This window comes from Pseudomonas syringae, assembly GCF_000737245.1.
Taxonomy (GTDB): Bacteria; Pseudomonadota; Gammaproteobacteria; order Pseudomonadales; family Pseudomonadaceae; genus Aquipseudomonas; species Aquipseudomonas syringae_J.
Genome location: NZ_JPQU01000027.1, coordinates 38,049 through 63,760, shown reverse-complemented (window position 1 = coordinate 63,760; position 25,712 = coordinate 38,049). Strand labels below are relative to the sequence as shown.

Below are 25,712 nucleotides of genomic sequence, written 5' to 3'. Positions count from 1 at the left end.
TTGCCCTACTCCACGCTAGATATCAGAATTCTGGCGACACAAATTTGCCTGGAGCGAAGGATTTATCTCGGCAATCTGTAGGAAACTTCCCAGAGGCAGTCCAAGCGAGCTTGAAAAGGTGTCTAGTGCATCCAAGGCAATTCAGCTAAGAGCGGTGGGAGAAACGAAGTCTATGAACATCAATCGATGAACAGCGGCATGCATTTCAGAAGCAAGTCAGCAGCAGTATTAGGCTCGCGAGCGGCTTATGAACATCTGACATCGCCCATAAGTTAAATCACGAATCAACTTAGGGAAACCTTTGAGCGATAAACCTAGAACGTTAGTCTGGGTGCAGTAGTCGGATGTCATGTCTTCTGATGAGGTAGCCGGGATCATGTTCAACGCGCTGGTATTTCTCACAACTTTGGTCGGGATGGAGGTCTTCGCTTTTTTCGCGCATAAGTATGTAATGCACGGATGGGGCTGGGGATGGCACCGCTCTCACCATGAACCCCGCACCGGCTGGTTTGAAAAAAACGACCTATACGCTGTTGTTTTTGCGTTGTTTGCCATTGCGCTGATTGCACTCGGAAATCAAGGGGTGCACCCGCTGGAGTGGATCGGCGCTGGCATGACTGCATACGGATTGTTGTACTTCATGGCTCACGACGGGCTTGTCCACAAACGCTGGCCTTTGAAATACGTGCCAAGAAATGGCTATCTCAAACGCCTGTATCAGGCTCACTTGATGCATCACGCCGTCTCGGGAAAGAACCGATGCGTATCGTTCGGTTTTCTCTATGCCCCTTCTATCGAAAGTTTGCGGGCTGAACTTCGTGATTTGCACGGTGGGCCTCTGCACAAGGACGGCCGGGACGCCGCCACAAATTTGCAGGGCGCGCGGGCCAATGACGACCACGTGACATAGCGGCGCGCCAAAGGCCCTTTATAACCAACCGGAGTTTCTCCAGTTTTGATGTAGACAGCCTGGTATCCCAGGCGTGCTCTCCTCGCCGTTTGACCTTAACGCCGATCTCCCGATAAACGCCGGACGCAGTGGCAACCGCCCACGCAGAGCGCCAAGGTAAAGCGGTCAATCCAGCCTCTGCACTTTCATAGAAGGGCTCAGCCATGTCCACCAATCGGCCAGCCAGAATTGCGAGGCTTTGCCGGTACCTCGCATCGGCGAGATTTGCTACGGGTATTGATAGCTCATCAAGCCAATCACCAGGCAGATAGCAACGGCCGACCTGAGCGTCTTCGACGATGTCGCGGGCAATGTTTGTCAGTTGAAACGCCATACCCAAGTCGCAAGCACGATCCAGCGTTTCTTCCTTCTGCACACCCATGACCTGCCCCATCATCAGCCCGACCACCCCCGCTACGTGGTAGCAATAATCAAGGGTGTCATCAACGTGATGGTAGCGTCGCTCATGCACATCCATTGCGAATCCCGAGAGATGCTCCAGCGCATAGGTTTCAGCGATGCCGTGCAGCGTGACGACTTCCCTGAATGCTGCAAAAGCGTTGGTCTTGACTGGCAGTCCGGCGTAAACCGCCTGAGTTTCGGCAACCAACTTCCCCAGCCGCCGATTGACCTCTAGGGTACTGACCATCTTCGCCGAATGCCCTGCTTCCTGGCCGTCTATCACGTCGTCACAGTGCCGGCACCAGGCGTAGAGCATTACCGCGCTCCGCCGAGTTGAAGGGTCGAACAGACGAGAGGCGGCAGCGAAGCTTTTCGAACCGACGGCGATGCTTTGCATAGCATGATCCAGCACCCCTTCCTGATTTCTCCCTGCGCTGGTCATGTCTTGAGGTCCTTGATCATTAACGCTGCCGTGGCTTTTGCCGACCCAATCACGCCGGGGACGCCCGCACCGGGATGAGTGCCAGCTCCTACCAGATACATATTGGTCAGACGGGCATCTCGATTGTGCGGCCGAAACCATGCGCTTTGACGCAGGATAGGCTCAACGGAAAATGCCGAACCCAAATGGGCGTTGAGTTCGGTGCGAAAGTCATTCGGAGTGAAGATGCGACTCGTCACCAAGTCGTCGCGCAGGCCTGGCATGTAGTGCTTTTCCAGGTAAGCAAAAATCTTGTCTCGGTAACGCGGGCCCTCAGTCTCCCAGTCGATAGGTGCGTTACCCAGATGCGGTACAGGAGACAGGACGTAGTGGCTGGAACACCCCGGCGGAGCGAGGCTTGGATCGGTGATACAAGGTGCATGCAGATAAAGAGAAAAATCGTCCGCCAGTTCGGCACCGTGGAAAATTTCCTGAATCAGTTCGCGATAGCGCGGCCCGAAGCAAACCGTGTGGTGCTGAAGTTGTGGCTGCTTTCGTTTGAGCCCGAAATGAATGACAAACAGCGAGTTGCTGAACCGCTTGCCCTTGAGGCGAGCTGCTTCCCGTACGCCCCGGGGATGGCCACCTAACAACTGTTCATATGTGTGAACGACGTCCGAATTGGAGGCTACGCTGTCGGCATTTATCTGTCGGCCGTCCGATAGCCGCACGCCAGTGGCCTTTGCGTCATTCACCTCGATGCTGGCAACATCTGCGTTGAGTTCAATTCTTCCCCCGAGGTCTTCAAACAGCTTGACCATTCCTTGAACCAAGGCACCGGTACCACCTTTGGGGAACCACACGCCCCACTCCCGCTCAAGCGCATGGATCAAGGTGTAGATAGAAGAGGTGGCGAAGGGGTTTCCACCCACCAGCAACGAGTGAAAAGAGAATGCCTGACGTAGTTTTTCATTCTCGATGAAACCAGACACCATTGAATAGACGCTGCGCCATGCCTGCAACCGTGCAAGCTGAGGCCCGGCTTGAATCATGTCGCGAAAGGATAAGAAAGGTACCGCGCCCAATTTCAGGTATCCCTCGCGAAACACATCCTTCGAATAAGCAAGAAACCGTTGATAGCCTTGGACATCTTCAGGGTTGAGGGCCCGTATTTGGCGATCGAGTGAGGACTGATCATTCGCGTAGTCGAACTGCGTACCATCTTCCCAGCACAGTCGATAAAACGGCGACACGGGCAAAAGCTCTACGTAGTCGCGCATTGACTTACCGGCGGCCGTGAACAACTCTTCTATGGCGCTAGGATCGGTAATTACCGTGGGCCCTGCATCAAACGTGAACCCTTCATCTTGGTACACATAAGCACGTCCGCCCGCCTTGTCACGTTTCTCAAGCAGCGTTGTTTGGATGCCGGCCGCCTGGAGGCGGATGGCGAGCGCGATGCCGCCAAAACCTGCGCCGATCACAATCGCCTGTTTCTTTGGGGTCATAGTTGTTTCTCGTAATGCCGGGGTAGATATCGTAAGGCGGCTTGCATTGCCTCTTTGATGGGTACGGGCGGTTTGCCGATCAACACGCGCATCTTGTCTTGGAGACTGCTGTCACCTGAATAGAACCGGCTGATCAACCCTTTCGGCAAACCATAAAACCGCTGCATGACCCGCCATCGATCCTGCGGCTTTCCCGCAAGGAACAGCATCCGATTAAGCAAGCGGTAAAAGCCTTGCCTTTGCCAGGATTGATGAGCGAAAGCGCGAATGCCCTTGAATAAGGTGTCGGCGTTGAAGTCTTCTTGCTGGACGATCCAGTCGGCCAGCTGAACTGCATGGGGCAGCGAATAACCGGTGGTGTAATGGCACAGCCCTGCGCGCAAGCCGGAACGCGGCTGACCTTGAGTCTCGCCCCAGAACGCATCGAAGTCGCCAGCCAAAGTTATTGGCAACACGCCCTGCTCTTCACGCAGGCACTGCACAGTTATCCAACCCTGATCTTTTACATACTGGGAAATGCTCTTGCGGTGTTGCTCTGCGCAAATGCCATGGTGATCAATGTAGTGCGTATCCTCAACGAGCACAGTGTCGGCGGAGAATGGCAATACATACACAAAACGGTAGCCATTACCTTGGGCAACCCTGGCGTCCATGATGATGGGAGCCTCAAGTCCATGCGGCGCCTGAAGCTTTAACAGCTGACCCAGGAAGGCCTGCTGGCCGAGCACCATATGGTTGCTGTGCTCCACACCTCGACCATCAATGACAGCCTTGGCGTGCAGCTTCTCGCCACCCTCCAGCAACACAGTAGTTGGGCTGACCTGGGCTATGCTCTGCCCAAGACGCAGATCGTTGCGAAGGTCAGCTCCAAGCACCTGGGAAAAACGCTCGGACGTGATACTGGCGTAACCACTGTTCAACCGCCGTGACTGACCGGGAAAATGGACGTCATACGCTGGCCATTTCCGGACTACCAACGGCCTGATCCATTCGTGCTGAATAGCGCTGAGGTCATTGTCGTGAAATGACCAGGTGTGGTTGCCCCCCAGATGTAGTTGCTCTTCGACGCATAAAATCTTCAGCTCGGGACGGACTTGCTTGAGCCTCCAGGCAATCAGCCCGTTGGCAAGGCCTCCACCCGCCAGGATCAGGTCATAGTTCATGAGATGCCCCTGCCAGTACAGGCTTGCCAGTATGCGCAACTGCCTCTGCAATCTCTGCAGCCTTGGAGACCCCGCCCGCTCGAAGCAATTGGGCAGCCATGCGGTGTAACGGATCTACCGGATTCACCAGTAGTCGCTTGAACGTATCCTGAATCTGTGTAGCGCGAGCGCGATGGCTGAGTCGCATGCCCAGGCCTCGGTAGGTAACTCGGGCGGCGACCCCCGGTTGGTCGAACCCTATGGGCATTACAAGCGTTGGCGTACAAGCGCCAATTGCGTCCATAACCGTGTTTAGGCCTCCATGGGTCACTGCCACATCCGCCCTCTCCAGCGCCCATTGCTGTGGGGCGAAATCCGTGACCCAAGTCGCACCTGCATTTACAAGCGCACGCTCTTGGTTGGTATCCAGCCCACCGCAGTGAGCCACTAGCAGTTGCGCATTCAAGCGGCGACAAGCCTTCGCTATCTGACGGAAAGTCCCGATGCGCCCGCCTTGCATTGTTCCCAGGCTGGCGAAAACGAATGCCCTTCCCGCTTCGATTGGCCAGTGGCCCTGTATCGTTGGCCCCGGCGTTCGTAAAGGCCCAACGGCGTGAAAGAAATCTGGCTGACAGGCCCGAGAAAAATCGAACGCTTCAATCGTCTGACTGATTTGTGCATAAGGCGAAAGAAACTCATGTAGCCCGTGTCGTGGTTCTATCGCGAACCGACGACACGCGTCGTGTAATACGTTTTGTAACGGGCGCATTAGCCAGTCGTAGACACGCTGACTACCTTCATAGATCCGGATGCTTCGTTCATCCGTGCCATAAGCGAAGGGCATGACCGGAAGTGGAAGCCCGGCCTCGCGGTTGATCGGCAGCGCGCAGGCCACTGAGACATAAGGTAGTCCCAGTCCCTCGGCAACCAATCCGCCTGCAGCTTCCATTTGATCGCAAAGCAAAACATCGACACCTCGGAGCGCCAGCGCGGTGGGTAGTTCGGAACACAGCATAGTGGTGCTCTCGCACAAATCTCGAATGACCCGCCTCAATCCCAGCGGGTTATTCGAACAGGCAGCGCGCCGAAGAACAGCGTGCAGAGATTTGGGAGGATGGGTATTCGCGCCTACCGTGTGAAAGCCTATACGAGGGTCAGTAAGCCACCGGCGGGCATCTGCCTGCTGGAAGAACGTCACCTGATGCCCACGGTTTATAAGCTCTACTGCCAAAGCGTGAAATGCCTGGAAGTGGCTATAGAACGCAGGTGAAACAACGCCAAAATGACTCATGAGCGGAATACAGGCTTCAGGAAACGCGCGTTGCGTAATGCGGCAAGGTCGGACGAACCGGTGCAAAAGCAGGCGATTCGCAGTTGCCTGACTACTATCTCGAAATGCTCAATAACCGCTGCGGTCGAAAGTGTTGCATCACGAAGTACACCGGCCGCCTGCCCCACTAAGTCTGCGCCGAGACAAATAGCTTTGGCGGCATCAACACCGTTACGGATGCCGCCCGACGCTATTAATGTTGTGGCTGGAAGCGCCGCGCGTACCATTGCAAGACTAACGGCAGTCGGTATGCCCCAGCCGGCAAATGCCATGGCAACTTCTCTATCAGCGGGGCGCAAGGCCCGCTCTGCTTCAACAGCCGCCCAACTCGTGCCGCCCAGGCCAGCCACATCAATGATCTGCACGCCCGCGTTCGCGAGTGCGACTGCAACTTGCGCCGACAGTCCCGCGCCAACTTCCTTGACAATCACCGGCACTCCAACGCTTTCAACTGCCTGATGAATAGCGTCCAGAACGCCCCGCCAATCCCTATCACCCTCCGCCTGCACTGCCTCCTGCAAGGGATTGAGATGGATGATCAAAGCGTTCGCCTGTAACGCGTCTACAGCTCGTCGAGCTAAATCGAGGCCATCCTGCTCCAAAAGCTGAGCGGCACCAATATTGGCCAGCAATGGTACATCTGGAGCAAACCGTCGCAACTCGCGGGTCAGCCCGTGATCATGTTTGCTACGCAGGCTGACGCGTTGCGAGCCCACTCCCATGGCGATGCCCAGTTCCTGAGCCGCCTGAGCCAAATGCCTGTTAATAGCAGCAGAGCGTTCAGCGCCTCCCGTCATGGAGCTGATCAGTAGTGGCGCTTTAAGCCTGATTCCCGCGAGGCTGCTGCTTAAATCAATGCTAGCCAGATTTAGCTCGGGCAACGCGCAATGCTCGAACTGCAGCCAATCCAACCCCGAACCCTGACCCTGAAGCTCAGCCCGCCCATCGAGGACGATATTGAGGTGATCGTCTTTTCGCTGACTCAGATGGTTCTCGGACATGGAAGCTCCAATCGGGTTGAATCATTTTATAAAGCGCATGGTCATTTATCTGAGCAGGCTTGTACGAGTCGACACTGCGCGTACAACCTTAGTACATGGCTGCTGAAACTTGAGGCAGCTCGCGAGCGAAGTCGTTCACAATTTTTGACGCAATGATTGGACGGCCCAGGCGGACTGATCAATTCGATGAGAGGGGTAAGAACCAATGACAGTGGAGCTTGGCACAACCCTCGAACATGGGTTTACCGAACATCTGATGGGTGTGCACGCCGCTATTGAAAATCGCTTGGATGAGCTACTGCCCCGGTGCAGCGATGAACGCGACCTGGTTTCTTTAGCCATGCGTGAATCAACTCTTGCGCCAGGAAAACGTATGCGACCAGTGCTGCTGATACTTGCGGCCGAGGGCTTGGGGCATAACGGCACACAAGCGCTGGATTTGGGATGCGCCGTGGAGTTAATTCACGCTGCCTCGTTGGTGCTTGACGACATGCCTTGCATGGATAACGCGCTGCTGCGGCGCGGCAGACCCACTGTCCATTTGAAGTTTGGCGAAGACGTCGCCATTCTCACCGCTGTTGCGCTGCTGAGCAGGGCATTTGGTATTGTGGCAACGGTTGACGATCTCCCCCATGAGACTCGCACGCAACTGGTCAAAGTTATTGCGGACACCGTCGGTATGCAGGGACTTGTAAGAGGGCAGTTTCAAGACTTACGAGACGGGCGACAAAGCCGCAGTTCGGAGGAGATCGCTCAGACCAATGACCTCAAGACCGGAGTGCTGTTCGGCGCGATCATGGACATCGCCTGGCTGATCAGCAATGCGGTAGCCGAGACCAGACCCGTTTTGCAGAACTTCGCCATGGAACTCGGCCAGGCATTCCAGATGTATGACGACCTGCGAGACAACTCTCCAGACAGTGACAAGGATCAAGGCAAGGATCAGGGCAAGTCCACCTTCGTATCGCTTTACGGGGAACGCAAAGTTCACGAGCAGCTCCAAATACATCTCTCGAACGCTGAGCGCTACTTGTCTCAGGTATACGGTCGACGCTCGCCGATCACCCGTTATATGAGGATGATCCTGGAGAAAGCCATTGCCGCAGCCTGACTCAGCAAATCCCTTGCGCTACTGGCCCTTTTCAGCAATGGCTTTTTTCAATGTTGCTGCGTCAGCGAACCGCTGCTCATGAATCACTGACCCATTGCTCAGTGCCAGCCATTGGACGGTGTCCCTATCACCGCCATAGCGCGTGGCCACCCTGCCGTCCTGATCCAGCATTATTCGGTATTTGGCAGAACGCATCGCGGGCACCGCTACGAGTTTGATCAGCGAAGGCATTTTCTCAATGTCAGCGACATAAACGATGTGACGGGCTTCCAGGTAGCCTTCAGGATAGCCTTCAATGGCTGCGTCGAGCAGCTTGGCCGCTGACATGCTGCGGGCAATCAGCAATACCTGCGCGTTGTCATTCAACGTATAAGCCTTGTCGTTCTGATCGAGTAGCGTCCATTTCATCGCAGGCTGGGAAGCCTCTTGGGCGAAAGCGCTGGTGCTCAGCCATACTCCAATCAGGAGAATTAGACACCGCATTGATTTAAACCTCGGTCAGGACAGTAAGGTAAATGCATCCTACGCCAGCCCTGACAGACAGCACTAGTGGGTTAACGCTTTTCTTGCCGTATCTGCTCCGCCATTACCTCTCGGCGGACGTCTTGCTTTCTGCATCTGCGAAGCAGACGCTCGCGTGGGCCCGATGGCCGGATGCAGTGTCGGATGGCTGCGCTCAGGGTGCGCCAGTAGTGCAAAGGTGTTATCCACACATTATTAATATCGCGTATGAGCGCCCTTCTTTTCACTCGACACCTCTCTACAATGCTTGGCAGCGGTTTTCCTCGTCTGGAATTTTGGCTTTTAGGCGACCCACTTAGTTCACCTCGGATCTTTATTGCCCGACCAGAAAGCCTTAACAGGGACACAGCTAATAACTTCAGACGGCCGGAGTACTAGACGCGGTAGTGTTGATAGGGCTCGCGGCGCGCAGCAGAGTTCAGCAGTGAGCGGACCGACTCAAGGAGCTGACTTGGAGGCCATCAAACGTTTGCGACCAATCTGGGTGATGCCGTAGAGGAACGCGCCTACTAGCAACAGAGCTCCAGCCCGAAGCCATGTTTCTGAGTTTTGTTGGGTCATCAGCAGAAGGCAGGAAGCAATGGCCAGAACCGGTACCCAACCAGGCACCCGATAATGGTCGTGAGAGACAATATCATTACGCAACACCAGCACCGCCAGATTGGTACTGATAAATACAAACAACAAAAGCAGGACCACTGTCTGGGCAAGAATCTCCAATGAGCCCGTCAGCGTCAGCAATGCGGCGACCACGGTTGTGGCAAGTATGGCTGACCATGGCGTGCGCCGCTCTGGCAGTACTTTGAGCAGGACCTCAGGTAATAACTGCTGACGGGCCATTCCGTAGGTGAGACGACTTGCCATGATCATCGTTAACAAGGCTCCATTAGCGACAGCGATCAATGCAATGAAAGCAAAAAGCAAAGGAGGAATGCCCAGTCCTGATTTCTTGACGACTTCAAGCAGGGGCGCTGAAGAAGTTGTCAACTCGTCAACGTTCAATACGGTTGCGGCGGCTACTCCAACCAGTACGTAAACGACTCCGGCGATGAGCAATGCTCCAAACAGAGCCCTGGGATAGGTTTTACGCACATCGCGGATCTCTTCCGCCAAATTGGCAGAAGTCTCAAAACCGACAAACGAATAGAAGGCCAATAGAGCTGCGCCTAGAACCGCAAATGCCGGACTGACGCCCGGCTTGAATTCCAGTGCTCGGGACATGTCAGCTGCACCTGTGTTGAAGTACCAGCCAGCGGCGACCACTACGAGTAACAAACCGCTTACCTCGATCATAGTCATCACGATATTTGCTGACATGGATTCCTTGATTCCCCTGGCATTGAGGAGCGCAATGGCAACCAGGAAAATCAGCGCCGCCACGTGCGGATGGACATCTACGAATGCCGCCAGGTAATCACCAGCGAAGGCTAACGATAAGCCAGCAGCGCTCGTCACCCCTGCTGCGAGCATACAAAATCCAATCAGAAACGAGATCAATGGCGATTTGAATGCTTTGCCGGCGAACACGGCTGCAGCACCAGCATGAGGATATTTCGTCACTAGCTCCGCATAAGATCCTGCTGTCAGGAGTGCGAAACATAAAGCGATGAGTAGCGGTATCCAAATTGCCCCACCGACCTCACCCGCTATCGTGCCGGCCAGCGCATAGACGCCTGCGCCCAACACATCGCCCAGAATGAACAGCAACAGCATTGGCCCTGTTATGACCCGCTTTAGTGAAAGATTCGGCTCGTTTCCTGACAGATCCATGAAATGTTCCTGTGTTCTGACGCCGAATCTTCGGGTCATGTGGTGTTGGATAGCTGTTTGAACTGACCGGTCGGCGATAGTTGCGCCTGATTGATGGGAAACCTCCGCCAAGTGTCACACTCGCGGTACGCCCCAAAGGCTGATCCACCCGCTTATTCAACGGCCTCGAGCAGCATGGTAATCAGCGCGTCCCCAATTCCGCGACGCTATCGCCAGCCGGGTCCTCATAACCATTGTTGAACCAATCAAACCCAGGGAGTTCAATAGGTTAGGTCATTTAATAGAGGTGTTTTCCATGACAAAATTTCTTACGTTGCCGCTGCTCCTGGCCACCGCACTTGGCTTATCTGCATGTGACAAGACGTCTGAAGATCACGTACAAGATGCTAATGAGCACGTACAAGAGTCCGAGCAGAAACAAGCTGAAGGCAAACCCCAACAGGCCGCTGATGAGAAAGTAAAAGCGGAGAAGGATTATGCAGAGGCTCATAAAGCTCAAGCCACCGAAGATCGTCACCAAGCGCCTTCCTCAGCTGGGCTTGGCTATCTGAAGGAGCCAGAAAAAAACTGATTGAAGCATCAGGTCCAGGAAAAGGTCGTGCCGGGGATCGCGTAGCGCCATCCACCAAATCAGCGGCTGACAAACGGGATACTTTTGATGATTAGCCAACCCACGTCCCCCGCACCACTGTTGCGTACCAAGGAAACTGTTGTGCTGTTTGACGGTACCTGCAAGCTGTGTAACGGCTGGGCTAAATTTATCATCCGTCATGACCGCATGCGGCGCATCCGGCTCGCGACAGTACAGTCGCCGCCAGGGCAAGAGCTACTGGCCTGGGCCGGCTTGCCTACTGATCGATTCAACACCATCGTTCTGATCGCTGAGGGTCGGATCTTTGTCCGTTCAGAGGCAATGTTCGAGATTCTGGCCCGCTTGCCTCTTCCCTGGCCATGGCTCAATGCGGCCAAATTCGTTCCGCAGGCACTACGCGATTGGGTATACGACAAGATTGCATTGAACCGCTACAGGCTATTTGGCAGATACGACAGTAGCCGCACACCGGTAGCTGATCACGCTCAGCGTTTTCTGGAGCCATAAACAGGGTGCGGACGGGAAATGGTAGCGACATCGATCGGCTGCCGTTTCTCACCTACGCTGCGCGTTCAAAAGACGTTGCATGGACAACGCATTACCCAGCGCAGCGTCTTGCGCTGTGTTGTCGAAAATGCACCAGGCCGGAGAATCGTCGCTTTTGGCTTCCAGAATTTCCCGGGCTCTAGCTATCAGCCAATCCTGCTCATATTCGCTGTGATAGATCCTCGGCGAGCCGTGAAAGCGCCAATAACGGACTCCTGCCCATCCTGTGGGTACGCTGTCGATGTCAAAGCGCGACGGGTCAACCGCCGCTTGCGCGATCTGATAGTCACTCAACAAAGCCTGAGCATCGGCCCAAGAAGCATGGCGCGGCTCTATGACCACACAACCCGAATATCGAGCCCTGAGGGTTTCAAAGAAGTGGCCAGCGACTCTGGAACTGAAATCCAGAGAAGGCGGCAATTGAACCAGTAAGCACCCTAAACGATCGCCCAGCTCGCAGCATTCCGACAGGAAGGTGTCGAGGTGATCAGTGCATTTGAGCAGGCGGGCTTCATGAGTGATCGACTTGGGCATTTTCACTGAAAAACGAAAGTCCGAACTCACCGAGGATGCCCATTTTCTGTAGGTCGCCGGTCGATGCGAACGATAGAAGGTGCTGTTGATCTCGACCGTGTTGAGCTTCTCGGAATAGAGCTCAAGATGGCTCCCCTGCCCTGCAAACTGTCGCCGGTATTCACGTCCGACATTCCAGCCTGCGCATCCCACATACACTGGCGCCCGGCTCAAAAAAGCACTTCCCGAGCATCGCGCAGGAAAATTTCTACAGTTTTGGGGCCGATACCTTCGAAGTCTGTCAGCCGCTTTTCAAAATCCGCCCTGTCTGCACTGACTTCGCGAATCTTCATAATCTTGCCGCCGTATTCCTCGTTCAATTTTTTACTCAGTTTCAGCAATCGCTCAGCGGTGGATTCGTCATAGCGGGCATAGCCCCCCTCGCCCAGCATTTTCACCAGCTCACCATGTGTGCATGCGGCAAGTTTTCTCGGCGTGTCCCGCTGATGTTTATCGATGATGACCTTGTAGGCATCTGCGGCAATGCCCGAGCGGATCCGTTTGCCCATCAAAAAACTGGCTATCAACCATTTAAACAACGCATGTTCATCGTCTTTACCCAAATGAATATTCAAGTCCAAAGCACCGATGTTTTTGCTCATGGCTCACCTCTTATTGGTATGCAGACGTCCCTGTCTGCGTACTCCCCTTTCCTGCCACGCACCATTACGAATACCTCGGAGTCGGTAGCCTTAAATATGCATCCCTTCCTGGTTCAATAGGGAAGCGAGTTCTTAAGAAAAGTTCATCGAAAACTCTCCAGGTAACCGGCCGCCAAGCTCGTGAATATCGCCGAAGAACGACCCCGAAGCTCGTAACCTCAACGTTCTTAGGCGCGCCAGAGCACACAGCATCGCCAGCGAGGTATTGCGGATTGCGTTAGCCATTGCCTGCAGATCGAGCTGTGCGGCGGCTTTCGAGGGCTGAGAACACGTACATTCCGGCCAGCATGGCCAATATGAATATGAGAATTTTCCAGTGACCGGTTAGCAGAATTGCAACTGCTGGCCCAGGGCAGATTCCCGCAATCCCCCACCCTACGCCGAACACCAGGCTGCCGCCGATCAAGCGGGCGTCGATCGCTCTTTTCTCAGGTAGCTGCATGCGTGCACCTAGCAAGGACAGCCTATTCGCGCCCATTGCAGGGGGATAACTGCCACAGCGATTGCGCCTGCCATGACCAGAGCAAGTGAAGGATCCCAGGCCCCGGCAAGATCAAGAAAAGCCAACACCTTCGCGGGGTTCGTCATCCCTGCCAGTAGCAGACCCAGACCAAAGATCAGCCCTGAGGAAAATGCAGTCAGCTTGATCATATTCAGGCTCCCAGCGCATGACGAATGACGTACACGGTGGCAAATCCGGCGAGCATAAAACAAAGCGTTGCCACAATTGACCGGGGAGACAACCGGGACACTCCACACCCCCCGTGTCCACTTGTGCAGCCGGAGCCGTAACGTGTTCCCACGCCTACGAGCAGGCCAGCAATGACGAGGGCCGGCCACCCTGTATTGATTTCGATCTCCGGCAAGACGGCGAACACTCCCCACAACAACGGGGCAATCATCAGGCCTAGAAGGAACAACGTCTTCTCGCTCCAGCCTTCGCTGTCAAATTGCATCATTGTGCCAAGCAAGCCGCTGATTCCCGCGATGCGACCGTTCACGAGAACGAACAGACTTGCGGCCAGCCCTATCAACGCCCCGCCGCCTAATGAAGCCCAAGGTGTGAAGTGGAGCCAATCGATGCTCATGTTACATCTCCTGCGCAGCGTTACTGTTCGCCTGCTTGGGTCGCTTTAATCGCACCGGTCGAGGCCACAATCAGGCCGGCTTGTATGCCACTTGCCTAGGAGTTCCAGGCGCGTCTTAGGATCAGAGTCATGTCGGTTATTTTCAGGGCCATTGGGGGCCCGGCCGCTATCGGGAAGATAGTCAGAACCTACAATCTCAAGCGCTTAGGAAAAAGCCGCATCAGCCGATACTGTCTACTGAGAGTTCTGCTCTTGTCATATCGCTTGGAGTCCTATGCTGAATACCCCGCCTCTCGCTGCCATCATTCCGGTCAAGCACCACTCAAGTGTGGCTCTGATTCGTGTCTCGCTGCTTAAATTCTCAGGGTTATTGGCAGCTGTCTTCGTACTCGCCATTTGTCTGCTTATATATGTGGCGCAAGACCTCGACAGGATTGAAGAAGCTGAAAGCGTTTTCTACACGGAAAAAGCGGTAGATTCGCTGGAAAAATCCGCACGTATGACGCTCAAGGATTACGCCTTCTGGGGTGATGCCTATCGGCACTTGCACATTGAGGTGGATACCGACTGGGCATTCGTTAGCCAGAACGCAGGGCCGACGCTGTATGCGGACTTCGGCTTTCAAGGAGTTTTCGTAGTCGACGGCACAGGTCACACCGTTTACTCGGTTATCGAGGGCGAGCTGAAAGCCGTGGCGATTGAAGACTGGCTGGGCCAAGCGTTTGATGGACTTGGCAATCAAGCTCGGGAAGCGGCAAAGAACGAAACGCCTGTGACCGCTTTTCTTAACGTCGGTGGTGTACCCGTTCTGGTCGCAGCCGCAGCACTGACACCGGGCACAGATCCGACAATTGAGGTAGATGAAGGCCCAGCATCAGTGATGGTCTTCGTAATTTTCCTGGACAACTCAAGACTCGAAGCGATTGGGGCTGACTACGGTATCGAAGGGCTACGAATATTGTCGGCCTCCGAGTCTCCTCCCAACGCAACATTGCCCCTGGGCAAAGACGGTTCCGCTGGCATTTTGCACTGGAATCCAGAGACACCGGGGCAGAGATTGTTGGGTTTCATGCTGCCCTTGCTCGGCGCTGCTGCGCTGCTCGTCTTGATAATGACACTCGTTATTTTACGTCGGACAACCCTCGCAGCCAGAGCGCTTGATCATAGCTATACATCACTTCAGCTCAGTGAGACGACGCTTGCAGCCAGCGAAGAACGTTTTCGCGATGTCGCAGAGGCCAGTTCCGACTGGATTTGGGAAATTGACCCGGATGGAAGTTTCACTTATCTCTCAGAAAGGTTTGAAGAGGTCACAGGCCTGTCGAGGGAAGACTGGATCGGAGCGAGTATAGACAGTCTGCTGTACACCGACTCGTGCCTGATATCTCACTGGTTGGCGATGCGCAAACGGCGAATCAACGATAGCGTGCAATGCAGTTACACAGACTTGAAGGGTCAACAACGCATTACTCGACTCTCTGCCCGCGAAATGGCAAACAATGGATTTCGCGGAACAGCTACTGACGTTACAGAGGAAGTCGAAGCCCGTCGCCGCATAGAATATCTTTCGCAGCATGACGCACTGACCGGCCTGCCTAACAGGACGCGCCTGCAAGAGTTTCTGGATGGGAAGCTGGAGGCGGCTCCCACTCATGAGCAGCCACTGGTAATGCTGAGCGTTGACCTGGACCGTTTCAAACCGGTGAATGACCTTCTCGGTCATGCCGCGGGCGATCATGTGCTTACTGAGGTATCGCGCCGTTTGGCGGAGTGCGTGCGCAGCGGCGACCTGGTCGCACGTGCTGGCGGCGACGAATTCGTACTCATTCTCACGGATATCGGCTCTCAAGAGCAGATTGAAGCTTTCTGCCGTCGCCTGATCAATTCGATCGAAAAGCCGTTTGCAATCAATGACCAGGAAGTTTTTGTCAGCGCCAGTATCGGGATTGCGATAGCGCCCAATGATGCAATTCAGGCCACCGAACTGCTGCGTTACGCCGATATAGCCTTATACGAAGCTAAAGCGGGAGGACGCAATACCTGGCGCTTTTACGCGGGCGGTATGAACGCGAAGATCATCGAGCGTCGTCGGCTAGAGAGCGACCTGCGTTACGCCATTAAACATGGCGAACTGCGGCTGCACTTCCAGCCCCGCATTCGCATTTCTGATGGTCAAATGGTCGGTGCGGAGGCTCTAGTGCGGTGGCAGCACCCTGAACGTGGAATGATTGCTCCGGATATATTCATACCTATTGCCGAAGAAACCGGACTTATCGTGCCTTTGAGTGACTGGGTACTCCACACCGCCTGTGGCACAGCGAGTAGCTGGCAAAAGGATGTGTTCGTGTCTGTGAATTTATCTCCAACTGAGTTCCAGCGTGGCAACCTGATAGCGCGCGTTCAGAAAATACTTGCCGATACCGGATTTGATCCTGCTCGTTTGGAGCTGGAACTAACCGAGAGCGTGATGCTGGACGATGCCGCCAGTGCGCTTGACGTAATGATGGGGTTAAAAGCCCTCGGCGTGCGCTTATCCCTGGATGATTTTGGTACGGGATATTCTTCCCTCAGCTATCTGCGCTCTTTTCCATTCGACGGTCTGAAAATTGACCGCAGCTTCGTTAATACCTTGGGTGAAAACGAGAACGACAAATCAATCATTCAAGCCATCGTCGAGCTTGGCCGCGCTTTGTCACTCACTATCACGGCTGAAGGGATTGAGACGGTTGAGCAGTTGGCATTGCTCAAGGCAGTACGTTGCGATGAAGGTCAAGGCTACTTTCTAAGCAGACCACTCGATAGCGAAACGTTCAATGCGTGGGTTGAGGCGGCGAAGGTGACACAGGCATGCACAGTGATTTGATGTTCTGGATACGGGCGTGTCACTCGTGCTTTAGCTATCAAGCAAATCCTGCGAGATAAGTTTGGACTTGCTTGACCACATCCCGGGCGGTACGGGTCACCCCGATCAATGTTGCGGAGGCGAGGCCCGTCCAATCGCCGTAGCCCACCAGCCACAGATTGGGTAAATCAACACTCCGGCTTTCGTTCACGATGACTATGCCGTCTTGGCCCACGATACCAAGGTTGCTCAAGTGGTCGAGCGCGGGAGAGAACCCGGTACACCAGATCACGGCATCGATCTTCGTCTCGGCTCCAGATGGCCACATAACACCTGTCGAAGTGAACTGCGTGAATGGCCGTACCGCTTTGAGCACACCGCGGTCGCGGGCCTCCTTCACAGCTGGCACCATTACGATGTCGCCCAAACCTGCTTCCGGCTGTTGACCCTCTAGGCCTGCTTGCTGCGCTTTTAACCGAGCGGTGGCTCTCTCGAACAGGACACGGCCATCGACATCATCTGGAAGATATTTTGGAGGGTGTTGAGTGACCCAGGTTGCGTGAGCCATTTTTGGAAACCTCGGCATAAATCTGGGCACCTGAATTGCCACCGCCGACGACAAGAACCGCCCTCCCCTCGAACTCACTCGGCCCAACATAATGGGCGGAATGGATCTGCTGCCCCTCGAACAGTTCCTGTCCTGGATAGGTTGGAATAACCGGGCGGCTCCACGTGCCTGTTGCACTGATGACCGCTCTGGCATCCCAGAAAGTATTCCCGGAGAAAACGCGCAACCCGCCTTCGATGCTCTCGACACGGGTTACCCGCGTGGAGCGAATAATGGGGAAGTCATATCGGCGCTCATACCGAGTCAGGTAATCGACAACATCGTCCCGCCCGGGAGTGCCCTCGGAGACATCAGGCATAGGCCAGCCGGCAATTGAGCTCCATGCAGACGGGGAAAAGAGTCGCAGCGAATCCCATCCATGCCGCCATGCGCCTCCGGGTGCAGGCTCGGCATCGAGTAATAGGTAGGAAAGGCCTGAACGCCTCAGAAAATAGGCGACGGTCAGCGCGGATTGACCTCCGCCAATGACCACGACATCAAGTATTGAAGAATTCACCGCCATCCCTCCTGACCCATTTGCTTGTACCCAAGGCCTCCATCGATGCGTAGCTAAATCGAGCGCTGATTGACACGTTTGGACAGCTCTTCGGCGGTCTCTTTACGCTCGGAGTAGCGATCAACCAGGAATTCCTGGCGATCCCTCAACAGCAACGTGAACTTCATTAGCTCTTCCATCACGTCCACGAGTCTGTCGTAGTACGAGGACGGCTTCATACGCCCTGCCTCGTCGAACTCGGTGAACGCTTTGGCTACCGATGATTGGTTTGGGATGGTGAACATCCGCATCCAGCGACCCAGCACGCGCAATTGATTAACCACGTTGAATGATTGCGATCCTCCACAGACCTGCATGACTGCGAGGGTCTTCCCTTGCGTAGGTCGAACGGCACCAATCGCCAGCGGGACCCAGTCGATCTGCGCTTTGAAGACCGCGCTCATGGAGCCGTGTCGTTCGGGGGAGCACCACACCTGCCCCTCAGACCATTCCATCAGTCCACGCAACTCAGCGACCTTGGGATGTGTGTCGGGAGCATCGTCTGGCAGCGGTAAACCTGAGGGATCGAAGATTTTCGTTTCTGCGCCAAACGCTTCCAGCAAACGGGCGGCCTCCTGAGTGACCAAACGGCTGAAAGAGCGCTCTCGCGTCGATCCATACAGAAGCAAAATCCGCGGTTTATGAAGTGATGGTGTGCGCGGCTCGAGTCGCTCAAGGGAAGGAATGTCGATCAGGTTGCTGTCAACGTTTGGCAATGTGTCCTGCATTAGAGCTCCTAAGCTTGCGCCAAACAGGCACAGCCTCAATTGTTCTTGCATACGGCCATTGTCAGCCCATGCTTTTAAGATTACCTTTCACAAAACCTATACAGGCGATTAGTTATGTACAAGAAAGGGAAATGGCCGCTGACGTTGTACTTCGACGGTGAGTGTCCACTCTGCGCTAGAGAAATCAAGATACTTCGTGCACGAGCTGAACCGGATCACCTTCATTTTGTGGACATTAGTGAAGAAACCTTCGATGCCAAATGTCTGGGATTCAGCCTTGGGGACATGCAGTCATCACTGCATGCCAGGTTAGCAGACGGGACTTGGGTCAAAGGCTTGGACGCCACGCTTTGGAGTTGGCGCGCAGCGGGTCTCGGTATCTGGGCTGCACCTTTGTCATGGCGGTTGACCAGGCCGTTACTCAACGTTGGCTATCGGCTTTTTTGCCGCTGGCGTCCACATTTGGCATGGTTGCCTCACCCAGACGGCAGTGCTCGCTGTCGGGGCGGGAGCTGTGCGGTTTCGGAGGCCGACGTTGTGCCAGGCAAACCGAGGCTGCCGACAGAAAAACAAGTGTAGGAAACCTGTAATTTCCCCTTGATTCCGTAAGCCCCGCGCGGGGTCACCCCCATTCGATAATTGCCCTCCAGGCACATAAAACTATGAGGGATATCATTTAAATGAAGAGTTCTAAACGGCTGCATCTGGTCTTGGGCGACCAGTTATCTTTTAATCTGTCGTCACTGCAGGGGCTAGATAAGGAAAGCGACACGGTTCTCTTAGTCGAAGTGATGGAGGAAGCCAGCCATGTCCCTCATCACCCGCAAAAAATAGCCCTGATCTTTAGTGCCATGCGTCATTTCGCTGAGGCTCTACGCCAGCGAGGAATGCAGGTGCAATACGTTGAGCTGGATGATCCAAAAAATACTGGGTCAGTGGCGGGCGAGTTACAGCGCTGGCAGGCATTGATACAGCCCGATGAAATACGAATCACAGAGTGCGGCGACTGGCGTCTGGAGCAGTCGATCAAGGATTGTGGCTTAGCGATCCAATGGCATTCCGATAGTCGCTTTCTCTGCACACGTACTGAGTTTTCTGACTGGGCAGAAGCCAAAAAACAGCTGCGCATGGAGTTCTTCTACCGAGAGATGCGGCGCAAGAGTGGCCTGTTACTCAATGGCGATTGCAGTCCGGTCGGAGGTGCCTGGAACTTTGATGCAGAAAACCGCAAGGCAATGCCCAAGGGGGTTAGACCCCCTTCACCAGTGCGCTTCACGCCAGATGCAATCACTCAAGATGTGCTTGCATTGGTGGCTAAGCACTTCTCCAGCCACTATGGCGCCCTTGATACGTTCAACTATCCGGTTAGTCACGCCGAAGCTCAGGCCCTATGGGATTACTTCCTCGATTGGGGCCTTGCAGCTTTCGGCGACTACCAGGACGCCATGGCTAGCGATGAGCCTTTTCTGTTCCATGCGCGCATAAGCGCTGCCCTTAATATTGGCTTGCTGGATCTTCGTCAGCTTTGCAGCGATGTGGAATCGGCGTACTACTCAGGCAGGATTCCCCTCAACGCTGCCGAAGGCTTTATTCGCCAACTGATCGGTTGGCGGGAATACGTGCGGGGCGTCTACTGGCTGAAGATGCCTGACTATGCCAATGGGAATGTGTTTGGTAACACCAGATCACTTCCAGAGTTCTACTGGACAGGCAAAACGAACATGAACTGCATGCGCCAGGCAATTGGCCAAAGCCTTGAGCATGCCTACGCTCACCATATCCAAAGACTGATGGTGACCGGCAATTTTGCATTGCTGGCCGGTATCGCACCAAGCCAAATATGCGAGTGGTACCTGGCAATCTACATGGACGCCTTCGAGTGGGTTGAATTACCTAACACACTGGGTATGGTGATGCATGCCGACGGTGGCTATCTGGGCTCTAAGCCTTATTGCGCGAGCGGCCAGTATATTAAGCGCATGTCTGACTACTGCCGTGACTGCGCCTATAAAGTGAGCGAAAGCACCACTGACGACGCCTGTCCTTTCAACTCGCTCTATTGGCACTTCCTGATGCGTCACAGTGACGCTCTGCGTGGTAATCAACGCATGAGCATGATTTATAAAAACCTCGACCGCATGCCTGAATCCAAGCATAAGGCGCTCTGGCGGCGTGGGCAGTTCTTGCTCGCAAAATTAGACGACGGTGAGTCACTTTGAAAAAGACTGAGCTGCCAGTAAAAACCTGCGTGACCTGCACCCTTCCATTCACATGGAGGAAGAAATGGGCTCGCTGCTGGAAGGAAGTGCGCTACTGCTCGGAACGCTGCCGGCGCAACAAACCGTAATAACGATAAAGCCAGGAAACCATCAGAAATAGCTCTTTTCGTAGGTTATGAGTTCTAATTCCTGGTACTTCTGCGACCGCCGTTAAAATTCAGCAGGCTTCATCGCATTACACTCCTCACAAACAGCGAAAAGAATCTCTGCTCAGCCATTCACCAAATGAAACCGATACTGCCCCTTACCCCGATGCTTGGCCTCGTACATCGCCGTATCGGCAGCACGCATGATCTCCCCCACGTTGTCGCCACTTTCAGGAAGGCAAGCAATCCCGATGCTGACACCCAGGGCAAAGCGATCCTGATCGGCGGAGACTTGCCTGACCAGTTTCTCGGCCACTGCGGCGATGTCGTCTCGGCCGTCGACGCCTTCAATGATGACCGTGAACTCATCGCCGCCGATTCTGGCCAATTGATCGTAGGGTCTCAGGCACATCTGCAATTGACTGCTGACCCAACGTAAAGCCTCGTCGCCACGATCATGGCCGAATTTGTCGTTGATCTGTTTGAAGCCGTCCAGGTCCAGGAACAGTAATGCGCTCAGGCGTCCGGTACGCTGGGTGCGGGAAATTGCAGCCTGGAGTGAATGGATGAATCCGCGGCGGTTAAGCAACCCCGTGAGCGCATCGGTGATAGTCATGACTTCTAGTTTGCGATACAGCTCGCGTACCGCTGACATATCCAGCGCCAGTAGCGTCATGGCTTGTTGTCCATCGGGCAGCGGCGAACATGAGACCGCAACCGGGATGCTTTTACCGTCGCGACTGCGCAAACTGGCGTCGTGCAGACGAAGGCTTTCGCCTCGTGCCATGTGGTCCATCCAAACCGAGTTCTGCCAGTTCTCCTCATAGGGCGCCTCGATCCAGGCGATCAACTCAGTGCCCTGCAGTTCATCACTGGGACACCCGAGCATGCGAGCCATTGCTGGGTTGGCGAAACGAATGCGACCATTGTCACCGATCACCAGAATCCCCTCAGCAGTGTTGTCCAGAATCGACGCATTGAAAGCGCGTTCGCGTTCCAGCTGTGCACTGGTGTGTAACAAACCACGCCGATAGTGATCGAGCTCCAGAAGCGCCCTCGCCTTATGCAGCAACAGGGTTGGATGCACGGGCTTGGTCATGAAGTCCACCGCGCCAGCGGCATAGCCCTGATCCAGCACTGAGTCGGTCTGACGCATACCCGATATGAAGATAATCGGAGTGAAGCGAGTATTTGGATCAGCGCGCATACGGCGAGCAACTTCGAAACCATCCATTCCGGGCATCTGAACATCCAGAAGCACCAGGCCAATTTTGCCTGTACTCAAGGATGCTAGAGCTTTAATACCGGAATCGACGCAGCGAACGGTTTTGCCAAGCGCCTCGAGCAACTCTTCCATTTCCGTCAGATTGTCCTCCTGATCATCAACGACCAGGATTTCCAGCGCCTCGTCTTCAACTTGCAATGCACACCTCCATGTCTATAAAGCTTGCTGCGATAGCATAGCCGTGGAATGGCCTGCTACTGAAACAACTACCCTGCCCTGTGATCCTTCAGTTGAGAATCCGCGAAGCCTTCACACAATAGAGCGAAAATAATCGTGCGCCATGCGCAGAAACGGTTGCAGCGCGGGGTTGTCATTGTCGTTTCTGGAGACCATGTAAATCTCGGCCAACGGCTGCGCATCCTCAAGCCGCCGAAATTGCAGGTGTCCGAGGTAGAGCTCCTGTGCTGCGGCAGGCACGATAGCGATGCCGAGCCCAGCCCGCACGAGGCCAAGGATTGAGTGGGTTTGCCCAAGATAATGCTGATAATGCGGAGCGACTCCTGCCATCGCAAACATGCCGACAATACAGTCGTAGAAATATCGCCCCTCATCCGGTGAATACATGATGAAAGGCTGGCGATCCAGATCGGATATTTTTATCGTTGCCTGCTGAGCCAACGGATGGGTGCTGCACATAGCCAGCAGCAGTGGCTCACTGACAATCAACTCGCCGTCAAAACCAAGGTGGGGCATCGCGCGTCGCACAAAGCCGACATCAATCATGCTTGCGCCCAACGCTTCGGTTTGCGCGCCAGAGACCATTTCATGGAGTTCGAATCCTACGTTCGGCAGTTGCTCAGCACTGTGACCGAGTAAACCAGGTATCAGGCTGTAGCCGCTGACGGCGGTAAATCCCAGGTGCAAATGCCCCGCCTCCCCTCGCGCCAGTCGACGAGCCGCCATGCCCGCCTGCTCGGTATAGGCCAGTACATGCCGGGCATCGCGCAAGAAGTGCTTGCCGGCAACCGTCAACTGCACCGACTTGTTGCTGCGCTCCAGCAATGTGACGCCCAAGGACCGCTCCAGCATCTGGATCTGCCGACTGAGTGGCGGCTGGGTCATGAACATGCGCTTGGCAGCCTTACCAAAATGAAGCTCTTCAGCAACCATTACAAAGCAGCGAAGTTGATGCAGTTCCATGATTCAAATCTTGAATTGACCGATACAGTATCAATGTTAGACCGGCATCGTTGATTTTCCTAATCTTAGGGTACAAGCATGGCTCACAGGCATTCGTATGTCGGTGTCCGGCAGAACAAAAATAAAGAAAGGAACATAGATGAAGATCAATATTTTACTGACCCAGCCTGTGCCGGATTTGATCGACGCCAGGCTGTGCGCCCTTTACACAGTGCACCGACTGTATGAGGCCGCCGACCAGGAAGCGTTTCTGACTGAGGTCCAGGGCAGTATCCGCGCGGTGGTCACCGGCGGAGCAAAGGGCCTCTCCAACAGCTTGATGAATCGTCTTCCGGCGTTGGAAGTCATCGCGATCAGCGGCATCGGTACTGATGCAGTCGATCTGGTCAATGCCGCCAAGCGAGGCGTACAAGTCACCACAACCCCAGGCGTGCTGACCGACGATGTGGCGGACATGGGGATGGGCTTGCTGATCATGGCCCTGCGAGATCTGGGCGTTGGCGATCGTATCGTGCGTGACGGCCAATGGGGCAGCGTAGCCCAGCCGCTGGCGCGCAAGGTTACGGGTATCCAGCTGGGTATCGTCGGCCTGGGCCGTGTCGGGCACGCTATTGCCAGACGTGCGCTGGCATTCGACATGACAATCCATTACACCGACTTGCACGAGCAGCCGCAAAGCGGCTACCACTTTGTGGCGGATCTGATCGAACTGGCCAAACGCAGTGATGTGTTAATTCTGGCCGCTTCTGCTGACCAAGGCAGTGCAATCATCACCGCCCCGGTACTGGAAGCGTTGGGGACCAACGGCTACCTGATCAATGTCGCGCGGGGCAAGCTGGTCGACGAGCAAGCACTGATTGGCGCCTTGCAGAGCGGGGCCATCGCCGGTGCGGGTCTCGATGTCTTTGCCGATGAGCCCCATGTGCCTCAGGCATTGCGTCAACTGAACAATGTGGTTCTGCAACCGCACCGTGCCAGCGCTACCGGGCAAACCCGGCTGGCCATGGGCGAGATTGTGCTGGCCAATTTACAGGCCTGTTTTGCCGGCACCTCCTTGCCGACCGCTGTTGCTTGCTGATGCACTACTGATACACCGACATAACGACCCATTCCAACAATAAAAACTTCCCCATGAGGGAAGCTGGGGAGCTCCATGACCTCCAAGACTGCATCGCTAGCTGTCCCGCTTGAGAAAGCTCACGTGGGACGCCGCCGGTTTGTCATTCTGGCGCTAATCTTCATTGTCACCGTCCTCAACTACGCCGACCGGGCCACCATGTCCATCGCGGGCACGGGGGTAGTCAAAGACTTGGGGCTGGACCCGATCATGCTAGGCATGATCTTCTCAGCCTTCGCCTGGGCCTATGCGCTGGGGCAGATTCCAGGGGGCTGGCTGCTGGACAAGTTTGGCGCGCGCAGGGTCTACGGCTGCAGCCTTTTTCTTTGGTCACTGTTCACTATGATGCAAGGCACGGTGGGCTGGATCGGCCTGGTGGGTTCAACCGCGGCAATCGCACTGTTCGGCATGCGCTTTATGCTGGGGCTTGTGGAGTCTCCCGCTTTTCCGGCCAACAACAGAATTGTCTCCTGCTGGTTCCCGACCAGCGAACGAGGCACCGCCTCCGCCCTCTTCAACTCGGCGCAATACATGGCCGTGGTGGTATTCGCCCCGCTCATGGCCTGGCTGACTCACTCCTGGGGCTGGGAACACGTGTTCATCTGGATGGGTGCGTTGGGCCTGATCGCCACGGTGTTCTGGTTTGCCCTGTATCAGGAGCCCCTGAGCGACTCGAAACTTACCGAGCAAGAACTCAAGTACATGAGGGACGGAGGTGCGCTGGTGGATCTGGAAGCCACGCGCAAATCTGAAAAGCCGAAGCTGAAGATGAATGAAGTCATGCAGCTTTTCAACAACCGCACGCTGTGGGCGATTTATCTCGGGCAGTACTGCATCACCGCACTGACCTACTTCTTCATCACCTGGTTCCCGATCTACCTGATCAAAGGCCGGGGCATGACCATCATGGAAGCGGGCTGGGTAGCCGCGATGCCGGCGATCTGCGGATTCTCCGGCGGTGTGCTGGGTGGCGTGGTGTCGGATTACCTGATTCGTCGTGGAGTACATCCCTCCAAGGCACGCAAGACTCCGTTTGTCATCGGCATGGCACTGGCTTCCAGTCTGGTTTCGGCCAACTACGTAGACGCCAACTGGATGGTGATTGCCCTGATGGCTCTGGCGTTCTTCGGCAAGGGGCTCGCGGCGGTAGGCTGGGCTGTGCTGTCCGATACCGCGCCCAAGGGCATGGTCGGTTTGAGTGGCGGGGTTTTCAACGGCATCGGTAATGTCGCGGGGATTATCACCCCGGTAGTCATCGGTTACTTCGTGGCCACAACCGGCTCGTTCAACTCGGCGCTGTGGTTTGTGGCGGCGCACGGTTTGATCGGGATTTTCAGTTATCTGGTCCTGGCTGGACGCTTCGAGCGGGTGGTTATCAAAGATACCGAGGCGACCCCAAGCGCTGGGATATAAGTGATAGTGGAATGCTTCCTGTAGGCGCTCACCAGCACCCCG

The 25,712-nt window shown here is 55.1% G+C and carries 23 protein-coding genes and 2 pseudogenes; 10 read left to right on the top strand and 15 right to left on the bottom strand.

What is annotated here, in order from left to right:
- Window positions 1-376: 376 nt before the first annotated feature.
- Entirely contained in the window at window positions 377-910 is a 534-nt protein-coding gene (locus tag IV01_RS26245; protein WP_080290269.1) for a sterol desaturase family protein, read from the top strand.
- On the opposite strand, the gene IV01_RS15915 is transcribed toward IV01_RS26245, so the two are convergent.
- From IV01_RS15915 to fni, 5 genes are read right to left on the bottom strand one after another with little or no spacing between them, the layout of a single operon-like run.
- The gene (locus tag IV01_RS15915) at window positions 792-1,793 is read right to left on the bottom strand and encodes a phytoene/squalene synthase family protein (RefSeq protein WP_032627736.1); all 1,002 of its coding nucleotides are present in this window, start codon (window positions 1,791-1,793) and stop codon (window positions 792-794) included. The genes IV01_RS26245 and IV01_RS15915 overlap by 119 nt on opposite strands.
- Window positions 1,790-3,280, bottom strand: coding sequence for a phytoene desaturase (locus tag IV01_RS15920; RefSeq protein WP_032627735.1), 1,491 nt, complete (start codon window positions 3,278-3,280; stop codon window positions 1,790-1,792). The genes IV01_RS15915 and IV01_RS15920 overlap by 4 nt, the downstream gene beginning before the upstream one ends.
- Complete coding sequence (gene crtY / locus IV01_RS15925; RefSeq protein ID WP_032627734.1) at window positions 3,277-4,443, bottom strand: lycopene beta-cyclase CrtY; 1,167 nt, start codon at window positions 4,441-4,443, stop codon at window positions 3,277-3,279. The genes IV01_RS15920 and crtY overlap by 4 nt, the downstream gene beginning before the upstream one ends.
- The gene (locus IV01_RS15930) at window positions 4,433-5,713 is read right to left on the bottom strand and encodes a glycosyltransferase (protein WP_032627732.1); all 1,281 of its coding nucleotides are present in this window, start codon (window positions 5,711-5,713) and stop codon (window positions 4,433-4,435) included. Before IV01_RS15930 ends, crtY begins: the two co-directional genes overlap by 11 nt.
- Window positions 5,710-6,753 carry a type 2 isopentenyl-diphosphate Delta-isomerase gene (gene fni / locus IV01_RS0124890; RefSeq protein ID WP_032627731.1) on the bottom strand — a complete coding sequence of 348 codons (1,044 nt, stop codon included), beginning with the start codon at window positions 6,751-6,753 and terminating at the stop codon, window positions 5,710-5,712. Before fni ends, IV01_RS15930 begins: the two co-directional genes overlap by 4 nt.
- A gap of 205 nt (window positions 6,754-6,958) precedes the next feature.
- Here fni and IV01_RS15935 point away from each other — a divergent pair, with 205 nt between their 5' ends.
- On the top strand, window positions 6,959-7,864 hold the full coding sequence (locus IV01_RS15935; RefSeq protein ID WP_032627730.1) for a polyprenyl synthetase family protein: 906 nt from the start codon (window positions 6,959-6,961) through the stop codon (window positions 7,862-7,864).
- Window positions 7,865-7,882: 18 nt separating this feature from the next.
- Here the strand turns inward: IV01_RS15935 and IV01_RS15940 are convergent, their stop codons facing one another.
- Together IV01_RS15940 and IV01_RS15945 are read right to left on the bottom strand one after the other, a co-directional pair.
- Window positions 7,883-8,347, bottom strand: a complete 465-nt coding sequence (locus IV01_RS15940) for a hypothetical protein (RefSeq protein WP_032627729.1) — start codon at window positions 8,345-8,347, stop codon at window positions 7,883-7,885.
- Window positions 8,348-8,824: 477 nt separating this feature from the next.
- Window positions 8,825-10,156, bottom strand: coding sequence for an APC family permease (locus tag IV01_RS15945; protein ID WP_032627727.1), 1,332 nt, complete (start codon window positions 10,154-10,156; stop codon window positions 8,825-8,827).
- A 295-nt stretch (window positions 10,157-10,451) separates the two neighbouring features.
- Between IV01_RS15945 and IV01_RS15950 the strand changes: the two genes are divergently transcribed.
- Together IV01_RS15950 and IV01_RS15955 are read left to right on the top strand one after the other, a co-directional pair.
- Entirely contained in the window at window positions 10,452-10,727 is a 276-nt protein-coding gene (locus tag IV01_RS15950; protein ID WP_032627726.1) for a hypothetical protein, read from the top strand.
- A gap of 87 nt (window positions 10,728-10,814) precedes the next feature.
- Window positions 10,815-11,255 carry a thiol-disulfide oxidoreductase DCC family protein gene (locus IV01_RS15955; RefSeq protein ID WP_032627725.1) on the top strand — a complete coding sequence of 147 codons (441 nt, stop codon included), beginning with the start codon at window positions 10,815-10,817 and terminating at the stop codon, window positions 11,253-11,255.
- 48 nt (window positions 11,256-11,303) lie between these two features.
- Here the strand turns inward: IV01_RS15955 and IV01_RS15960 are convergent, their stop codons facing one another.
- The 4 genes and pseudogenes from IV01_RS15960 to IV01_RS15970 all read right to left on the bottom strand — a co-directional run bounded on the left by IV01_RS15960 (window position 11,304) and on the right by IV01_RS15970 (window position 13,617).
- Window positions 11,304-12,041: a DUF72 domain-containing protein gene (locus IV01_RS15960; protein WP_050507409.1), complete on the bottom strand. Its 738-nt coding sequence runs from the start codon at window positions 12,039-12,041 to the stop codon at window positions 11,304-11,306.
- Window positions 12,038-12,469, bottom strand: coding sequence for a DNA methylase (locus IV01_RS15965; RefSeq protein WP_032627723.1), 432 nt, complete (start codon window positions 12,467-12,469; stop codon window positions 12,038-12,040). The genes IV01_RS15960 and IV01_RS15965 overlap by 4 nt, the downstream gene beginning before the upstream one ends.
- A 277-nt stretch (window positions 12,470-12,746) precedes the next feature.
- Window positions 12,747-13,180 (bottom strand): annotated as a pseudogene (locus IV01_RS0124885) (DUF6691 family protein).
- Between the two features lie 2 nt (window positions 13,181-13,182).
- On the bottom strand, window positions 13,183-13,617 hold the full coding sequence (locus IV01_RS15970; RefSeq protein ID WP_032627722.1) for a YeeE/YedE family protein: 435 nt from the start codon (window positions 13,615-13,617) through the stop codon (window positions 13,183-13,185).
- Window positions 13,618-13,891: 274 nt separating this feature from the next.
- Here IV01_RS15970 and IV01_RS15975 point away from each other — a divergent pair, with 274 nt between their 5' ends.
- A complete protein-coding gene (locus tag IV01_RS15975; protein WP_032627721.1) occupies window positions 13,892-16,480 on the top strand; it encodes an EAL domain-containing protein in 2,589 nt (862 codons plus the stop codon).
- Between the two features lie 37 nt (window positions 16,481-16,517).
- Here the strand turns inward: IV01_RS15975 and IV01_RS0124880 are convergent.
- Together IV01_RS0124880 and arsH are read right to left on the bottom strand one after the other, a co-directional pair.
- Window positions 16,518-17,589, bottom strand: a pseudogene (locus IV01_RS0124880) (ArsO family NAD(P)H-dependent flavin-containing monooxygenase).
- A gap of 47 nt (window positions 17,590-17,636) precedes the next feature.
- Window positions 17,637-18,350, bottom strand: coding sequence for an arsenical resistance protein ArsH (arsH, locus tag IV01_RS15980; protein WP_032627719.1), 714 nt, complete (start codon window positions 18,348-18,350; stop codon window positions 17,637-17,639).
- A gap of 114 nt (window positions 18,351-18,464) precedes the next feature.
- On the opposite strand from arsH, the gene IV01_RS26240 reads away from it, so the two are divergent.
- The 3 genes from IV01_RS26240 (at window position 18,465) to IV01_RS26235 (ending at window position 20,697) form a co-directional block, all read left to right on the top strand.
- Window positions 18,465-18,929 (top strand): thiol-disulfide oxidoreductase DCC family protein, encoded by a 465-nt coding sequence (locus tag IV01_RS26240; RefSeq protein ID WP_080290263.1) that lies wholly within the window; start codon window positions 18,465-18,467, stop codon window positions 18,927-18,929.
- Window positions 18,930-19,030: 101 nt separating this feature from the next.
- Entirely contained in the window at window positions 19,031-20,569 is a 1,539-nt protein-coding gene (locus tag IV01_RS15985) for a cryptochrome/photolyase family protein (protein WP_032627718.1), read from the top strand.
- Entirely contained in the window at window positions 20,566-20,697 is a 132-nt protein-coding gene (locus IV01_RS26235) for a DUF2256 domain-containing protein (protein ID WP_080290262.1), read from the top strand. The genes IV01_RS15985 and IV01_RS26235 overlap by 4 nt, the downstream gene beginning before the upstream one ends.
- A gap of 142 nt (window positions 20,698-20,839) precedes the next feature.
- Here the strand turns inward: IV01_RS26235 and IV01_RS0124875 are convergent, their stop codons facing one another.
- Together IV01_RS0124875 and IV01_RS0124870 are read right to left on the bottom strand one after the other, a co-directional pair.
- Window positions 20,840-22,138: a diguanylate cyclase domain-containing protein gene (locus IV01_RS0124875; protein ID WP_050507405.1), complete on the bottom strand. Its 1,299-nt coding sequence runs from the start codon at window positions 22,136-22,138 to the stop codon at window positions 20,840-20,842.
- A gap of 111 nt (window positions 22,139-22,249) precedes the next feature.
- On the bottom strand, window positions 22,250-23,140 hold the full coding sequence (locus IV01_RS0124870; protein ID WP_080290261.1) for a LysR family transcriptional regulator: 891 nt from the start codon (window positions 23,138-23,140) through the stop codon (window positions 22,250-22,252).
- 139 nt (window positions 23,141-23,279) lie between these two features.
- On the opposite strand from IV01_RS0124870, the gene IV01_RS15990 reads away from it, so the two are divergent.
- Both IV01_RS15990 and IV01_RS15995 read left to right on the top strand, forming a co-directional pair.
- Complete coding sequence (locus tag IV01_RS15990) at window positions 23,280-24,218, top strand: 2-hydroxyacid dehydrogenase (RefSeq protein WP_032627716.1); 939 nt, start codon at window positions 23,280-23,282, stop codon at window positions 24,216-24,218.
- A 75-nt stretch (window positions 24,219-24,293) separates the two neighbouring features.
- Window positions 24,294-25,670 carry an MFS transporter gene (locus IV01_RS15995; RefSeq protein ID WP_032627714.1) on the top strand — a complete coding sequence of 459 codons (1,377 nt, stop codon included), beginning with the start codon at window positions 24,294-24,296 and terminating at the stop codon, window positions 25,668-25,670.
- Window positions 25,671-25,712: the final 42 nt, after the last annotated feature.

What these genes read in the sequence shown, in the direction of transcription:
- IV01_RS26245 (WP_080290269.1), top strand. Translation starts at nt 377, where the DNA reads ATGTTCAACGCGCTGGTATTTCTCACAACTTTGGTCGGGATGGAGGTC.
- IV01_RS15915 (WP_032627736.1), bottom strand. Translation starts at nt 1,793, where the DNA reads ATGACCAGCGCAGGGAGAAATCAGGAAGGGGTGCTGGATCATGCTATG.
- IV01_RS15920 (WP_032627735.1), bottom strand. Translation starts at nt 3,280, where the DNA reads ATGACCCCAAAGAAACAGGCGATTGTGATCGGCGCAGGTTTTGGCGGC.
- crtY (WP_032627734.1), bottom strand. Translation starts at nt 4,443, where the DNA reads ATGAACTATGACCTGATCCTGGCGGGTGGAGGCCTTGCCAACGGGCTG.
- IV01_RS15930 (WP_032627732.1), bottom strand. Translation starts at nt 5,713, where the DNA reads ATGAGTCATTTTGGCGTTGTTTCACCTGCGTTCTATAGCCACTTCCAG.
- fni (WP_032627731.1), bottom strand. Translation starts at nt 6,753, where the DNA reads ATGTCCGAGAACCATCTGAGTCAGCGAAAAGACGATCACCTCAATATC.
- IV01_RS15935 (WP_032627730.1), top strand. Translation starts at nt 6,959, where the DNA reads ATGACAGTGGAGCTTGGCACAACCCTCGAACATGGGTTTACCGAACAT.
- IV01_RS15940 (WP_032627729.1), bottom strand. Translation starts at nt 8,347, where the DNA reads ATGCGGTGTCTAATTCTCCTGATTGGAGTATGGCTGAGCACCAGCGCT.
- IV01_RS15945 (WP_032627727.1), bottom strand. Translation starts at nt 10,156, where the DNA reads ATGGATCTGTCAGGAAACGAGCCGAATCTTTCACTAAAGCGGGTCATA.
- IV01_RS15950 (WP_032627726.1), top strand. Translation starts at nt 10,452, where the DNA reads ATGACAAAATTTCTTACGTTGCCGCTGCTCCTGGCCACCGCACTTGGC.
- IV01_RS15955 (WP_032627725.1), top strand. Translation starts at nt 10,815, where the DNA reads ATGATTAGCCAACCCACGTCCCCCGCACCACTGTTGCGTACCAAGGAA.
- IV01_RS15965 (WP_032627723.1), bottom strand. Translation starts at nt 12,469, where the DNA reads ATGAGCAAAAACATCGGTGCTTTGGACTTGAATATTCATTTGGGTAAA.
- IV01_RS15970 (WP_032627722.1), bottom strand. Translation starts at nt 13,617, where the DNA reads ATGAGCATCGATTGGCTCCACTTCACACCTTGGGCTTCATTAGGCGGC.
- IV01_RS15975 (WP_032627721.1), top strand. Translation starts at nt 13,892, where the DNA reads ATGCTGAATACCCCGCCTCTCGCTGCCATCATTCCGGTCAAGCACCAC.
- arsH (WP_032627719.1), bottom strand. Translation starts at nt 18,350, where the DNA reads ATGCAGGACACATTGCCAAACGTTGACAGCAACCTGATCGACATTCCT.
- IV01_RS26240 (WP_080290263.1), top strand. Translation starts at nt 18,465, where the DNA reads ATGTACAAGAAAGGGAAATGGCCGCTGACGTTGTACTTCGACGGTGAG.
- IV01_RS15985 (WP_032627718.1), top strand. Translation starts at nt 19,031, where the DNA reads ATGAAGAGTTCTAAACGGCTGCATCTGGTCTTGGGCGACCAGTTATCT.
- IV01_RS0124870 (WP_080290261.1), bottom strand. Translation starts at nt 23,140, where the DNA reads ATGGAACTGCATCAACTTCGCTGCTTTGTAATGGTTGCTGAAGAGCTT.
- IV01_RS15990 (WP_032627716.1), top strand. Translation starts at nt 23,280, where the DNA reads ATGAAGATCAATATTTTACTGACCCAGCCTGTGCCGGATTTGATCGAC.
- IV01_RS15995 (WP_032627714.1), top strand. Translation starts at nt 24,294, where the DNA reads ATGACCTCCAAGACTGCATCGCTAGCTGTCCCGCTTGAGAAAGCTCAC.